Consider the following 14,014-nt stretch of genomic DNA (forward strand, 5'->3'; position numbering starts at 1 on the left):
ACAAGGATGACAATTGATTGGAGAAAAGAAGTCGAAGCTCGTCGCGAAGACTTAATGAAAGACTTATTTGATTTATTACGTGTACCAAGTGTACGTGAAGATGATAAAGCAACAGAGGATGCTCCTGTAGGACCAGGCCCAAAAGCAGCTCTTTTAAAATTTTTAGAGATTGGTGAAAGAGATGGTTTCTTAACTAAAAATGTTGATAACTATGCAGGACATATTGAATACGGTACTGGAGACGAGACTTTAGGAATTTTTGGTCACGTTGACGTAGTACCAGTTGGATCTGGTTGGGATTCAGAACCATTTTCACCAGAAATTCGTGATAATCGTATTTACGCTCGTGGAGCAAGTGATGATAAGGGCCCTACAATGGCAGCTTATTACGCGTTAAAAATTATTAAAGAATTAGAATTACCAGTTTCAAAACGCACTCGTGTTATCATTGGAACAGATGAAGAGAGCGAATGGAAATGTATGGATCACTACTTAAAAATTGAAGAAACACCTGACTTTGGTTTTTCACCAGATGCAGAGTTTCCAATTATTAATGGTGAAAAAGGAAATACAACAATTCTTTTAGAAGTTGCTGGAAAAAATGAAGGAACATTACGTTTAGTTTCATTTAATTCAGGTCAACGTGCTAATATGGTACCAGATTTTGCTGAAGCAGTTGTAGAGGTTTCTGGTGATATTGCGGCATTTTCTAAAGAATATGATGAATATTTAGCTGAATTACCTGTAACAGGTGAAATTAGTGTAGAAGGAAGTATGGCAACCATTAAATTATTTGGCGCGGCAGCTCATGGTGCGATGCCAGAAAAAGGAATCAATGCAGGAACTTATTTAGCTAACTTCTTAAGCTACTATGATTTCTCTGGACCTGCTAAAGATTTCGTAACAGTTGTTGCTGATTACATTCATTTAGATACAGAAGGCAATCGTTTTGGTGTTAACTACGTAGATGACATTATGGGTGCTTTATCAATGAACGCTGGTGTTTTTGTATTTGATGAGAAAAAAGACAACAATACAATTACATTAAACTTCAGATTCCCTAAAGGAATAACAGCTGAAGAAATTGCTAAAGCAATTGAAGAAAAAGTTGCTAACACAAGCGCTAAAGTTATTTTAACAAGTAGTAAAGAGCCACATTATGTGTCACCAGAAGATCCATTGGTGAAAACATTATTAGCTGTTTACGAAGATCATACAGGTCTTAAAGGACATGAGCAATCAATTGGTGGTGGAACATTTGGCCGTCTATTAGAACGCGGTGTTGCTTACGGCGCTATGTTCCCAGATAGTATTGATACAATGCACCAAAAGAATGAATTTATTTCAGTAGATGACTTAATTAATGCAACAGTTATCTATGCTGATGCGATTTATCGTTTAATTAAATAGTTAGATTGTGAAAGAAGACATTAATGATAATGTCTTCTTTTTTTGTGCCTTTAATTAAAAGTAATCTCTATTTTGATATGTGAATAAAAAAACAGAAAAAAAGGTAAGAAATACTAAAATGTGTTTTTAGTTAATTGGACTAGATGGTTATTTAATTTTTGGATTAGCATTTATTATTAGAATTTTTTAATTATGTATAAAATATTTTTCATTTTTGACAATGTCTAAAATTAAGCGAAATAAGTAAAGAAAGCGTGTTATTTTAATTGAAAATAACATACTTTTTTCAGTTAAAATGAAAGTTAATTACATCACATAAGAGCCCCGCCTACAATTAATGAACAAAACATGCATACAAATACAAAAGCAATGGAACCAACAACAGTTTCTGGAGTGAAAACATGGTCAGATGACAATAACCGAGATGGAGTCCGTCCAGAATCAATCGAAATTCAGTTATTAGCAGATGGTCAACCAGCTTTAGATTTAGCTGGAAAACCTGTTAAATCTTTAACTGTAAAAGGTGGAAGTACTGCCAAAACATGGTCATATGAATTTACAAATATTCCAAAACACAGAACTGTTGAGACAGGTAAAGTAGCTGAAAAAGCTGAGGAAATTGTTTATACAGTTAAAGAAGTGATGAGTGACGCGTTAAAAACGAATAAATATGTTTCAAAAGCAACAGATATGAATGTAACAAATAGTCGAGAAATTGAATTAACCCAAATTTCAGGAATAAAAACATGGTCAGATGATAATAACCGAGACGGAGTTCGCCCAGAATCAATCGAAGTTCAGTTATTAGCAGATGGAAAACCTGCTTTAGATAAAGACGGTAAAGAAATTCCAGTCAAAGAAGTAAAAGGTGGAAACACAGTACAGGAATGGACTTATGAATTTAAAGATTTACCAAAACATAAAGCAGTAAAAGCAGACGAAGAGTTAGTAGAAGAAGCTAACAGAGCGATTGTTTATACAGTTAAAGAAATAGTGAGTGAAGAGCTAGATTCTAATAACTACACATCAAAAACAACAGATATGAATGTAACAAATAGTCGTCCTATTGAGTTAACAGAAGTATCAGGAGTGAAAACATGGTCAGATGATAATAACCGAGACGGAGTTCGTCCAGAATCAATCGAAGTTCAGTTATTAGCAGATGGCAAGCCAGCTTTAGATAAAGACGGTAAAGAAATTTCAGTTCAAACTGTAACAGGTGGAAACACAGAAGTAGAATGGACATATGAATTTAAAGATTTACCAAAACATAAAGCAGTAAAAGCAGGCGAAGAGTTAGTAGAAGAAGCTGATAGAGCTATTGTTTACTCAGTGAAAGAGGAAGCAGTTGAAGGATATACATCTAAAGTAGATGGTATGAATATAACAAATAGTCGCGAAATTGAGTTAACGGAAGTATCAGGTAAGAAAATCTGGAATGATAACGAAAATCGTAGTGGCGCTCGTCCAAAATCAATCGAAGTTCAATTATTAGCAGATGGTCAACCAGCTTTAGATAAAGAAGGTAAAGAAATTCCAGTCAAAGAAGTAAAAGGTGGAAACACAGAAGTAGAATGGACATACGAATTTACCAATTTACCAAAATATAAAGCAGTAAAAGTAGGAGAAGAGTTAGTAGAAGAAGCTGACAGAGCGATTGTTTATACTGTAAAAGAAGTAATTAGCGAAGACTTAGCTAAGAATGGTTATATTGCTGTAGAAAATGGAATGGATGTAACTAATACACGTGAAGTGATTGAAATTCCAGTAACCAAAATTTGGAAAGATGCTAACAATAAAGATGGTGTCCGCCCAGAGTCAATTAAAGTCCAATTATTAGCAGATGGTAAAGAAGCTAAAGATGTTAAAGGTGAAAAAATCATTAGTGAAGTAACAGGTTCAATGAAGTCTAACGAATGGATTGATACTTTCAAGAATTTACCTAAATTTGCTAATGGTAAAGAAATTAAATACTCTGTAAAAGAGATTGAAATTTCTAAAGAATATGAAGTGACATATAGTGATGATACATTTACAATCACTAACACCCACACACCTAAAGAAGTACCAACGTCAGGTGTAAAATCTACAAACAACAAGTCTAATAACAATAAATCTGGTTATTTACCTAAGACTGGTGAAGCAGAAACAACTGCTTTAGTGAACTTAGGAGTGACAATGATTGTTATCTTCTTAATGAGCCATATTTGGTTAAGCCAAAGAAGAACATCAAAAGAAGACTAATTAAAAAAATCGCATTTCAAGGAGAATGATTCCTTGAGGGCGATTTTTTTGCTATATTATGAAGTAAGACAAGAGGGGGGAATCTAAATATGACGGTTCTAGCAGATTTATCCAAATTAACAGATTTAACACCGAATGAAAAAGAGTTAGTTAGCTATATTAAAAAGAATCCTAAAGAAGTTTTATCCATGTCGTCAAAAGAGTTGGCAGAAGCCTCTTTTGTGTCAGTAGCGACACTTTACCGGCTACTAAGTAAACTAAACTAAACTAGTTTTAGTGATTTAAAGGTTAGTTTGGCCACTAATGTTAGAGATGATTTGATGCCTGTTGATCCAGATTATCCAATTCAGGAAACAGATACGACACACACTAGCATCCAAAAAATGAAATCTTTGTATCAGCAAACTCTAGATGATACGTTTGTTTTGTTTGATGAGAAAACTATGGAAAATAGTATCGCTTTAATGAATCAGGCAAAAGTGATTGATGTCTATTCTTCATCAGCTAATCTACATTTAGCTAAAAACTTTAAGTTTCAAATGCAGGAAATTGGTTGTTTGATTAATGTACCTGATGAGGATTACGTTCAAAGGCTTTCTGCTGCTAATAGTGATGAGAATCATTTGGCGATTGTGATTTCTTATGGTGGTCGTGGGCAGACGACGATTGAAGTAATGAAGATTTTAGAGGAGAATAAGACACCAATTTTATTAATTACTTCCTCTCAAAATAATCCATTTTTAGAGAAAGCAACGGAAGTTTTATATCTATCATCTAATGAAAATCACTACAATAAAATTTCATCTTTTTCGACGCGATTTTCTATTTTAATGGTGCTTGATGTTTTATATGCGAATTATTTTAATCAAAATTCTTTGGCGAATAAAGAGTATAAATTAGCTAATTATCAAAAAATGAATCGTGATTTGACATAGTTTTTTCACTTTTATTGGCATTTGATTTGTTTTTGATAAAGAGTTTTCAACTTACTTAAGATTCCTTTAATTAGGTATTTTTTGTGTTACTCTTTGTTTGAGGAGATGAGGATAATGAAAGCAATTGTTTTAGATATTGATGGCACATTATTAACTAGTGAAAAGAAACTTTCAAAATTGACAAAAGCAAGTTTATTAAAAGCTCAAAAGCAAGGTGTTAAAGTTATTTTAGCTTCTGGAAGGCCAACGACAGGTATGCTAGATTTGGCTGAGGAGTTAGAGTTAGCTAAATATGATGGCTACCTTGTCTCATATAATGGTTCAAAAGTGATTGATGTAAAAACTGGTGAGGAATTATTCAATCAAGCTATGACTGTTGAAGAGGGAAAAGCTGTTTTAGAGCATATGAAGCAATTTGATGTGACGGTGATGATTGATAAAGATGATTATATGTACACAAATGACGTCTTTAGTTGTACTCTTGATTATAAAGGTCAGCCTCTGAATATTGTGGAATATGAGTCTCGCGGTGGTAAATATAAGTTATGTGAGAAAGATGATTTAGCAGAATTTTTGGATTATCCAATTAATAAAATATTAACAGCTAGCAAACCTGAGTATTTAAAGGAGGTCTACCAGGAAATGAAAGCTCCTTTTAACAATAAACTAAACTGTGTCTTTACGGCAGATTTTTATTTTGAATTTACAGCACAACATATTGATAAAGCTAAAGCTCTTGATACTGTCTTATCACCACTTGGAATTGAGCGAAAAGATGTGATTGCTTTTGGAGATGGGCACAATGATATAACAATGCTTGCTTATGCTGGAATGGGTGTTGCTATGGAAAATGCAGTTTCAGAATTAAAGCGTGTTGCAGATTTTGAAACTAATTCAAATGACGAAGAGGGCATTGCTAATTTTTTAGAAGAACATTTATTTAGTTAACTGTGAAGAAGTCTGTGGAGGGCTTCTTTTTTTGTGGAAAGGAATGTGAATAAGTTTTATTTCTTAAAAAATAGCAATAAAGCTAGTTATTAACTGTTTTAGAGTAAGTTTTAAACAAAATAAAGAGTTATCAACAAAAATTGTGGACAAGTGTGGATAACTTTTATAAATTGATGCAATTTCTAGAGGATAAGTCAATAGGAACGAGCGTTTGTTTATTAGGTAAAATACCTATAAAGGTTGTTGTAACAGTGTTTATAGCACTTTTTTATTTAGAGTGAATTAAAATAAAAAATTTTAAAAGTAGATATAAAAGAACAAAATGTTGTGATTTATTTTTGTGAGTTAAATTTTGTAAAAAAGGTGAATGTGGGTAAAAGTCCTTGTTTTTGTGGATAACTCTGTGGACAATGTGCATAACCTTTGGAAAAGTGATAAAACCAAGGCTCAAAATGTGTAAAACTTTTTGTGGATAATAGAAAGTTGTCCACAACATTATTTGGTCTAAAAAAGAAGAGTCACACAACTAATTTAGTTGCTTGACTCTTCTTTTTGATACGCACTTATTGATTTTCCTGTTTAATTCTCAATAATGCGTTGTAAAAATTCTTTAGTTCGGTCCTTTTTAGGATGATTAAAGATGTCATCAGGTGAACCTTCTTCTGCCACTACACCTTGATCCATAAAAATAACACGATCAGATACTTCTTCGGCAAATTTCATTTCATGGGTAACGATAATCATCGTTAAGCCAGTTTCAGTTAATTCACGCATAATTTTTAAAACTTCCCCAACCATCTCTGGGTCAAGGGCTGATGTTGGTTCGTCAAAAAGCATCACTTCTGGGTTCATAGAAACAGCACGAGCGATAGCAACACGTTGTTTTTGTCCACCAGATAATTGAGATGGTTTAGCATGAGCAAATTGTTTCATACCAACTTTTTCTAAGTTTTCAATAGCAATTTTTTCAGCTTCTTCTTTGCTACGCCCAAGAACTTTAATTTGCCCAACCATGCAGTTGCTTAAAATATCATGGTTATCAAATAAATTAAATTGTTGGAATACCATTCCCACATGAGTTCTAAACTCAGGTAAGTTGTAGCCAGGTGTTAGAATATTATCACCCTTATAAAGAATCTCTCCGCCAGTTGGTTTTTCAAGTAAATTAATACAACGTAGTAAAGTTGATTTACCAGAACCAGAAGGACCGATGATTGTCACGATCTCTCCTTTTTTAATAGAAACATTAACGTCTTTTAAGACATTGTTTGAGCCATAACTTTTTTGTAAATGATTAATATCGATGAAAGAAGTCATTAACGTTCATCCTTTCTTTCTAAAATAGGTGTTTGTAATTGGTTAGCGTAAGGAGCGTAAGTGCCGTCTCCGTCTAATCGTTTTTCTAAGTAACGTAAAATTCGAGTCACAGTAAAGGTCATAACAAAGTAAATCACACAAGTAATTGTAAATGTTTCGAAGAATCTAAAGTTGGCTCCAGCAACTGTTTTAGTAGCAAAGAATAACTCTGATACGGCGATAACATTTAATACAGATGTATCTTTAATATTAATAACAAATTCATTACCAATAGCAGGTAAAGTATTTCTAAAGACTTGAGGAATGACAACGTTTTTCATTGTTTGCCAATGAGTCATTCCAATAGCAGATGCAGCTTCAAATTGTCCTTTATCAACGGCGAAGATTCCCCCACGGACGATTTCTGTCATATAAGCACCTGTATTAATCGAAACGATGAATAGCGCTGCTGTAACGGGATTCATATCAATTCCGTAAAGTTGTTTTGAGCCGTAGAAGATAACCATTGATTGTACAATCATCGGTGTTCCACGGAAAATTTCTATATAGATTGAAAACAAGGCATTTACTAATTTATAAGCAAAACGTAAAAATGTTTTTTCAGGTGTTGGAATGGTACGATAAACGCCAATTCCTAAACCGATAGTTGTTCCAACAACTGTACCAATTAAAGCGATGAAAAGAGTTGTTCCAGCTCCACGTAAGAACATTGGCCAGTTTTCTTTAGCAATATCCATTACCCAAACGTACCATGGTTTATTGTTAACAACTTCTGGCTGTTGACTAATCGCGTCTTCCATAATTTTATCGCGTTCATCTTGAGAGATATTAGTTAAAATACTATTTACTTCGGCTACTTGTGGTGATCCTTTTTTCATTCCAATGGCGATGGCATTGTCAGCTTCACTCGTTTCAAAACCTTTTCCTTTTTCAAATTGAATCATTTTAAAGTTAGGGTTTAGTTTTTCAGCTGTAATCCCTTCAGGAATTTCAGTGACATAACCATCAATTTTTCCAGAGTCTAGAGAAACACGCATAGCTGAGAAATCAGTCATAGCAGTTTGTTTATCAACACCAGGAATTTGATCGATAACACCGTAATGTAGTGTATTTAACTGACCAGTAATTTTTGCGCCTTTAAAATCTTTTAAAGAAGTGGCGTTAGCGTAAGGACTATCTTTTTTGACTAAAATGGTTAATTGCGAGCTATAGTAGTAATCAGAAAAATCTAAGGTTTGTTTTCTTTCTTCTGTAGGTGACATTCCGGCAATAATTGCATCAGCTTTTCCTGATGTGACAGCAGGAGGAAGTCCGTCCCATTCTGTTTTAAAGATGACTAATTCTTTACCTAAACCTTCAGCAATACGTTTAGCAATCTCAACGTCATAACCTCCAGCAAATTCTTTACTACCTTTAATCGGTACAGCACCGTTACTATCATCTTTTTGAGTCCAGTTAAAAGGTGGATAACCAGCTTCCATTCCAACTGTAAAGGTGTCATCTGCTGCAAAAGCTGTTGTTCCAAGAGAAACGATACTACTTAGAAAAAGCAGTAAGGTGTAGATAAGTGGTTTGATTGTTTTATTATTTTTCATATTCCCAATTCCTTTCCTTTAAGCAAAAAAAGAAGCAACCTTTTTATCTAAAGGTTGCTCCTATAATGGATAATTAATAAATACACACAGGTACTTATTAAAATCGTAGCGCAACTCAGTTAGACTGAGACAGTGCCATAGTTATTCACCATAGCCCCAACATAAATGAGTTAAGGATCTCATTTACATTTCGGCGAAAACCCCTCATATTTAACGTCATGGCACCCTTATGCTCTGTTAAATGTCTTGATAATTCGCAACCTCTAGATTTGTATTTAATTGTTCTTTTCGTTCTTCGTAGACCACTATAGCACATAAATTTTGAAAAGTCATGAAAAAATGAAAATATTATTGACGTCTTTTTATTTTTGGGCTATTTTTGAGTCAGATGGATATTAATAATAAAGGAGTTTTGTCTCATGTGGTTTATACCCGCTTTAATTGCAGTTTTTGCTTGGGGAACAGCGGATTTGTTTTATAAAATTGGTAATAATGAAAAGGATCCAAATAGCGCGATTAAGACAACGATTATGGTTGGTCTTGTGATGGGAATTCACGCTATTTTTTATTATGGCTTTTACGAAGGAATTACGTTTCATCCGGCATACTTAATTACCTACTTACCGGTGTCATCCATGTATATTTTATCTATGGCAATAGGCTATGTAGGCCTTCGTTATATTGAGCTATCAATCTCATCTCCAATTAGTAACTCATCAGGTGCGGTAAGTGCTATGCTAACTTTTTTAATTTTAGGAACTAAAATGGTTTGGATTCAGTTTGTAGCTGTGGCAGTTATTTCAGTTGCTATTTTTATGTTATCTTATTTTGAAAAACAGGAAGTTGATAAGGAGATAGAAAAAAGTGGTGAGGTTGTTGAGAAAAAATATCGAATCAGTGCTGTAGCAATTATTTTTCCCATTCTTTATTGTGTGATTGATGGTTTAGGAACTTTTTTAGATGGTTATTATTTAGATTATGCCAAAATTTTACCTGAGTCAGAAGCCAATATGACTTATGAAATTACTTTTTTAATTGTTGCTCTTATTTTATTAGTTTACTTAAGAGTGGTGAAGAAAGAAAAAATGTCACTCTTCAATGAAAAAGTGAAAGGTTTGGCAGCAATTTTTGAAACAGCTGGTCAGTTCTTTTATGTCGGAGCTATTGCCAGTAATGCTATTGTTGTAGCACCGATGATTGCTTCTTATAGTATAGTGTCTGTTATTTGGTCACGAATTTTCTTGAAGGAAAAATTGTCTAACAAACAGTATGTCATGATTTTAGCGATTATTATTTCGATTGCTGTTTTAGGCTTTTATGATGGCTAATGCTACAATAGAAGAAAAGAGAAATAGGTGATAGAGATGCTTGAAGAGGGCTTAGATTTAATCAAAAAAAGTAAAAAAATTGTCTTTATGACAGGTGCAGGTGTTTCAACGGCCTCAGGAATTCCTGATTATCGCTCGATGACTGGTGTTTATCAAGGTCATGAAAATCCAGAATATTTATTAAGTCATACCTGTTTAATGAGAGAGCCTGAAAAATTTTATGATTTTGTAAAAGGTCTTTACCATGAAGGAGCTAAACCAAATGTGATTCATGAAAAAATGAAAGCTTTAGAAAAAAATCATGAAGTTAGTATTATCTCTCAAAATATTGATGATCTTCATAACTTAGCTGGCAGTTCTCGAGTAGTTAATTTTCACGGGAATTTAAATGATTTGTACTGCTTAAAATGCCACAAAAATGTTTCGACTAAAGAGTATCTAAAAGGCTTTATCCATGAAAATTGTGGCGGGATGATTCGTCCTAATGTAGTTCTTTATGAAGAAGGATTATCAGAAGAAGCGATTCAAACTTCAATTAAATGGCTTAGTGAAGCAGATTTAGTTGTGATTGTGGGAACGACTTTTAAAGTCTATCCTTTCAGTGGCTTAATTGATTATAGAAATCCAAAAAGTCAGATTTTAGTTGTTAATAATGAGGACATTAGTTTATTTGATGACTACTTATTTGTCCAAGGTTCAGCAGAAGATTTTTTTGAAAAAATAAAAGACTAGAGGGAAGAATATGTTAGAAAAACCAAGAGCAGAGATTAATAAAATCGATGCAAAAATTGTTGCTTTACTTGAAAAACGTTACTTATGTGTAGATGAAGTGGTGCGTATAAAAAAAGAAAATAATTTACCAACTTTAGATAGTAAACGTGAAGAAGAAGTGATTGCACGATTACAAGAGATGATTACTGAAAAAGAGTATGAGGAAGCTATTTTAAAAACCTTCCAAAGTATGATGGATATCTCAAAAGAGTATCAAAAGGGTAAAAGATAGGCGAGGCATTTAAATGCTGACATATGCTGATGCAATTAATAATTTAGCTAAATTTTGTGGAAAAAAAGATTTAGAAAGTCTGACTCAAACAAATTTGAAAGAGCAGTTTAATATAGAGCAAGTTGATGTTTTAGTTTTACTTGGTGGTAGTATTTTGTCAGGTGGGGATTGTTTGACAAAAGCGATAAACAATAACATAGCAAAGAAATATCTTATTGTCGGAGGCTATGGTCACACATCGGCTAGTTTATTTGAAAACATGGAAAAAGAATATCCGAATAGTACTAAAGAGATTAATTCTGAAGCGGAACTTTTTGCTAAATACCTAGAATTGAAATATAAATTAACAGCTGATTTTTTAGAAACCAAATCAACTAATTGCGGAAATAATATAACAAATTTATTAGAGTTAGTTAGAGAAAATAATTTAGAGATGGAAAGTATCTTATTAATTCAAGATGCCACTATGCAGTTAAGAATGGATGTAACCTTAAGGAAGTATATCTCATCTGATGTCACTATAATTAACTATCCGGCTTATGAAGTGGAAGTAACTAGTTCTGATAATCAACTAAGATATAGTTCAGTCATCGCTGGTATGTGGGATACGGAGCGTTATATTTCATTATTAATGGGTGAGATTCCAAGGCTTACAGATAATTTAACTGGTTACGGACCTAAGGGAAAAGATTTTTTAGTTCATATTGATATCCCAGAAAATATTACAGCCTCTTATGAAGTACTTAAAGAAATTTTTCCAGACGCAACAAGAATAGCCAATCCTGATTTTGCATAGATAGGTTAATAGTAAAAAAAATTCTGACATGATATTAAGTTGTGTCAGAATTCTTTTTTTGCTAAAAGTTTGATATATCAAGATGTCACGCTTTGTAGCATCCTATTTTTCAACAAATTTTCTTTTGTTGCTAGCTAATTAAGGTATATTAATTGTACAGTTCTCTTAGGAGGTGCATTGAGTGGAAATTGGAAAAATCATAAAAAAATATCGAACAGAAAAAGAATTAACACAAGAAGAACTAGCCAATATTCTTTTTGTAAGTCGACAATTAATATCTAAGTGGGAAAATGGAAAAAGTTATCCAGACTTGAATCAGTTGATTCAGCTAAGTGATTATTTTGATTTATCTCTTGATGAACTCATGAGAGGAGATAAACAAATGATTAAGAAAAAAGATACACAGGTTAAAACTAGTGAAAAAGGGAAGAAAATAATAGTAGTCCTAGGCTGTCTATTATTATTTATCTCGCTTTACTATGGAGCACTTACAATGAAAACAAATAAACTCTATCAACATGTTAAAACAGCAGATTGGGAAGAAGAGAGCGGAGTTACTTATGTTAAGCGTACTGAGGATGCTCAGTATAATGTTTTTAAATTTAGAAATTATAATTTGTTTAATATACCAAAAACATTGGAAGTCACTGCAACACCAATAAATTCTATGGGAGAACGAGAAATTATTGGTTTGACAATGATTCACTATAATGGTGATAAAGGAAATTTTTCTATGTCATGGAGTAATGGTGATTTAACAGGTCAAATTCTACAAATGGATTCGTCATTTACTTATAAAAAAGAATTATAGCCTCTGGAAAAACAAAATATATCCTACGAATTCGAGAAAATATTTGAAAGGGAACTAGATAAACAACGCCCATTCTTAGAACCATTTCTAGCTGATGTTGAGAAAGTTTGGAATGAGGTTAATCAATAAACTAAACTTAAAGTACAAAATGGTATACATGATAAATTAAGTTGTAGATAATTAGTAGAAAAAAACTTGAGATAATAAAATCTCAAGTTTTTTTATTCACTAAACGAAATGTACTTGACATCCGAAACGTTTCGGACTACACTTTAAGAAAGCGCTTAACATTTTTTATAAAATATCTAAGGAGGAAGTACAGTGAATAAAAAAGTGAAATTTCTAGGTATAGGTATGGTAGCTTTGGCATCTATGGCTTTATTAACAGCGTGTGGTGGCGGTAAAGAAAAAGAAGCAGGTGGCGATAAAAAAGACGATAAAATAGTTATCGGATTTTGGAAAGGTGATTCGACAGCTGAAGATGCAGCAAGGAAAGAGATGTTTGAAGGTTTTACTAAAGAAACAGGTATTACTGTTGAACAAAAAGTTTATAACGATTATGATACACAGTTAATGACTGACTTAGTTGGTGGAACAGCTCCTGATGTGTTTTATGTTGATGTAAGTAATATTCCGTCATTGGCTAATCAAGGTGTTTTAGAACCTTTAGATGACTATATTGCTAAAAGTGATATTAAAACAGATGACTACTACAAACCGTTATTAGATGCTTTTAAATATACTGATGATAAATTATATGGTTTACCAAAAGATTATTCAACTTTAGGATTTTATTACAATGAGGAGTTACTAACGAAAGCAGGTTTAACACCTGATGATGTTCCAACAGATTATGCTGACTTAGAAGGATTTTTAACAAAAATTCAAAAAGCATTACCAGATGCAACCCCAATGGTATTCTCACCATTAATGGCGAGACAAATGTATATTATGAAAGCTAATGGTGGAGAACCAGTATTAGAAGACGGAAAAGCAAACCTTTCTGACCCTAAAGTAGTTGAAAACTTAAAAATATTAACTAACCTTTATGAAAAAGGCTTAATTAAATCAGCTGCTGATTTAGGAGATGGTTGGTCTGGAGATACGTTTGGTCGTGGTGGAGCAGTGATTACTGATGAAGGTGGTTGGATGGTTTCTCATATGAAGACAAACTTTCCAGATTTAAAATACGGTGTGAAAGAATTGCCTAAATTAAATAACGAAAATCACAATATGGTATTTACAGTAAGTTACTCAATCAATGCTGGATCTAAGAAGAAAGATCAAGCTTGGAAATTTGTTGAATACACAACAAGAGATGAAGTTATGCAAGCTTATGCTGAAACAGCATCAGTATTACCAACTAAAATCCCTGTAGCAGAAGCAATGAAAATCGAAGAAGACCCAATCATGGGACCTTTTGCTAAAGCAGCTAACTATGCAACTCCTTGGCAAGATGGTATCAACTTAACTTTAATTGCAACTAACTATGAAAACATGATCGTTTCAGCCTTAAAAGGTGAAATGAAATTAGAAGAAGCGATGAAGAAAGCAACAGAAACAGCTAATAAAGATATCGAGCAACAAGGTAACTAAGAATAATTAAGTAGAGCAGTGGGGTAACTAA

The 14,014-nt window shown here is 33.1% G+C and carries 13 protein-coding genes and 1 riboswitch; of the genes, 11 read left to right on the forward strand and 2 right to left on the reverse strand.

Annotated features, from left to right (window positions below):
- Positions 1-6 precede the first annotated feature (6 nt).
- From pepV to DFR54_RS12110, 5 genes are all read left to right on the forward strand, one after another.
- On the forward strand, positions 7-1,410 hold the full coding sequence (gene pepV / locus DFR54_RS12095; RefSeq protein WP_114290424.1) for a dipeptidase PepV: 1,404 nt from the start codon (positions 7-9) through the stop codon (positions 1,408-1,410).
- 348 nt (positions 1,411-1,758) lie between these two features.
- Positions 1,759-3,654 carry a Cna B-type domain-containing protein gene (locus DFR54_RS12100; RefSeq protein WP_114290425.1) on the forward strand — a complete coding sequence of 632 codons (1,896 nt, stop codon included), beginning with the start codon at positions 1,759-1,761 and terminating at the stop codon, positions 3,652-3,654.
- A gap of 89 nt (positions 3,655-3,743) precedes the next feature.
- Positions 3,744-3,920 carry a hypothetical protein gene (locus DFR54_RS13315; RefSeq protein WP_211315057.1) on the forward strand — a complete coding sequence of 59 codons (177 nt, stop codon included), beginning with the start codon at positions 3,744-3,746 and terminating at the stop codon, positions 3,918-3,920.
- Between the two features lie 27 nt (positions 3,921-3,947).
- The gene (locus DFR54_RS12105) at positions 3,948-4,589 is read left to right on the forward strand and encodes a MurR/RpiR family transcriptional regulator (RefSeq protein WP_211315058.1); all 642 of its coding nucleotides are present in this window, start codon (positions 3,948-3,950) and stop codon (positions 4,587-4,589) included.
- Between the two features lie 114 nt (positions 4,590-4,703).
- Positions 4,704-5,537: a Cof-type HAD-IIB family hydrolase gene (locus DFR54_RS12110; RefSeq protein WP_114290426.1), complete on the forward strand. Its 834-nt coding sequence runs from the start codon at positions 4,704-4,706 to the stop codon at positions 5,535-5,537.
- 579 nt (positions 5,538-6,116) lie between these two features.
- Here the strand turns inward: DFR54_RS12110 and DFR54_RS12115 are convergent.
- On the reverse strand, positions 6,117-6,854 hold the full coding sequence (locus tag DFR54_RS12115) for an amino acid ABC transporter ATP-binding protein (protein WP_114290427.1): 738 nt from the start codon (positions 6,852-6,854) through the stop codon (positions 6,117-6,119).
- A complete protein-coding gene (locus tag DFR54_RS12120; RefSeq protein WP_114290428.1) occupies positions 6,854-8,449 on the reverse strand; it encodes an ABC transporter permease subunit in 1,596 nt (531 codons plus the stop codon). Before DFR54_RS12120 ends, DFR54_RS12115 begins: the two co-directional genes overlap by 1 nt.
- A 98-nt stretch (positions 8,450-8,547) precedes the next feature.
- Positions 8,548-8,723, reverse strand: a riboswitch (Lysine riboswitch).
- Between the two features lie 145 nt (positions 8,724-8,868).
- On the opposite strand from DFR54_RS12120, the gene DFR54_RS12125 reads away from it, so the two are divergent.
- The 6 genes from DFR54_RS12125 (at position 8,869) to DFR54_RS12150 (ending at position 13,983) form a co-directional block, all read left to right on the forward strand.
- Positions 8,869-9,777: an EamA family transporter gene (locus DFR54_RS12125; RefSeq protein ID WP_114290429.1), complete on the forward strand. Its 909-nt coding sequence runs from the start codon at positions 8,869-8,871 to the stop codon at positions 9,775-9,777.
- 36 nt (positions 9,778-9,813) lie between these two features.
- Positions 9,814-10,509 carry an NAD-dependent protein deacylase gene (locus DFR54_RS12130; protein WP_114290430.1) on the forward strand — a complete coding sequence of 232 codons (696 nt, stop codon included), beginning with the start codon at positions 9,814-9,816 and terminating at the stop codon, positions 10,507-10,509.
- A gap of 10 nt (positions 10,510-10,519) precedes the next feature.
- A complete protein-coding gene (locus tag DFR54_RS12135) occupies positions 10,520-10,780 on the forward strand; it encodes a chorismate mutase (RefSeq protein ID WP_114290431.1) in 261 nt (86 codons plus the stop codon).
- Between the two features lie 13 nt (positions 10,781-10,793).
- The gene (locus DFR54_RS12140) at positions 10,794-11,576 is read left to right on the forward strand and encodes a YdcF family protein (protein ID WP_114290432.1); all 783 of its coding nucleotides are present in this window, start codon (positions 10,794-10,796) and stop codon (positions 11,574-11,576) included.
- A gap of 181 nt (positions 11,577-11,757) precedes the next feature.
- Entirely contained in the window at positions 11,758-12,387 is a 630-nt protein-coding gene (locus DFR54_RS12145; protein ID WP_114290433.1) for a helix-turn-helix domain-containing protein, read from the forward strand.
- 321 nt (positions 12,388-12,708) lie between these two features.
- Positions 12,709-13,983, forward strand: a complete 1,275-nt coding sequence (locus DFR54_RS12150; RefSeq protein WP_114290434.1) for an ABC transporter substrate-binding protein — start codon at positions 12,709-12,711, stop codon at positions 13,981-13,983.
- The last annotated feature ends 31 nt before the right edge of the window (positions 13,984-14,014 follow it).

This window comes from Vagococcus fluvialis (assembly GCF_003337315.1).
GTDB classification, from domain to species: domain Bacteria; phylum Bacillota; class Bacilli; order Lactobacillales; family Vagococcaceae; genus Vagococcus; species Vagococcus fluvialis.

What these genes read in the sequence shown, in the direction of transcription:
- DFR54_RS12130 (WP_114290430.1), top strand. Translation starts at nt 9,814, where the DNA reads ATGCTTGAAGAGGGCTTAGATTTAATCAAAAAAAGTAAAAAAATTGTC.
- DFR54_RS12125 (WP_114290429.1), top strand. Translation starts at nt 8,869, where the DNA reads ATGTGGTTTATACCCGCTTTAATTGCAGTTTTTGCTTGGGGAACAGCG.
- DFR54_RS12120 (WP_114290428.1), bottom strand. Translation starts at nt 8,449, where the DNA reads ATGAAAAATAATAAAACAATCAAACCACTTATCTACACCTTACTGCTT.
- pepV (WP_114290424.1), top strand. Translation starts at nt 7, where the DNA reads ATGACAATTGATTGGAGAAAAGAAGTCGAAGCTCGTCGCGAAGACTTA.
- DFR54_RS12100 (WP_114290425.1), top strand. Translation starts at nt 1,759, where the DNA reads ATGCATACAAATACAAAAGCAATGGAACCAACAACAGTTTCTGGAGTG.
- DFR54_RS12140 (WP_114290432.1), top strand. Translation starts at nt 10,794, where the DNA reads ATGCTGACATATGCTGATGCAATTAATAATTTAGCTAAATTTTGTGGA.
- DFR54_RS12110 (WP_114290426.1), top strand. Translation starts at nt 4,704, where the DNA reads ATGAAAGCAATTGTTTTAGATATTGATGGCACATTATTAACTAGTGAA.
- DFR54_RS12115 (WP_114290427.1), bottom strand. Translation starts at nt 6,854, where the DNA reads ATGACTTCTTTCATCGATATTAATCATTTACAAAAAAGTTATGGCTCA.
- DFR54_RS12135 (WP_114290431.1), top strand. Translation starts at nt 10,520, where the DNA reads ATGTTAGAAAAACCAAGAGCAGAGATTAATAAAATCGATGCAAAAATT.
- DFR54_RS13315 (WP_211315057.1), top strand. Translation starts at nt 3,744, where the DNA reads ATGACGGTTCTAGCAGATTTATCCAAATTAACAGATTTAACACCGAAT.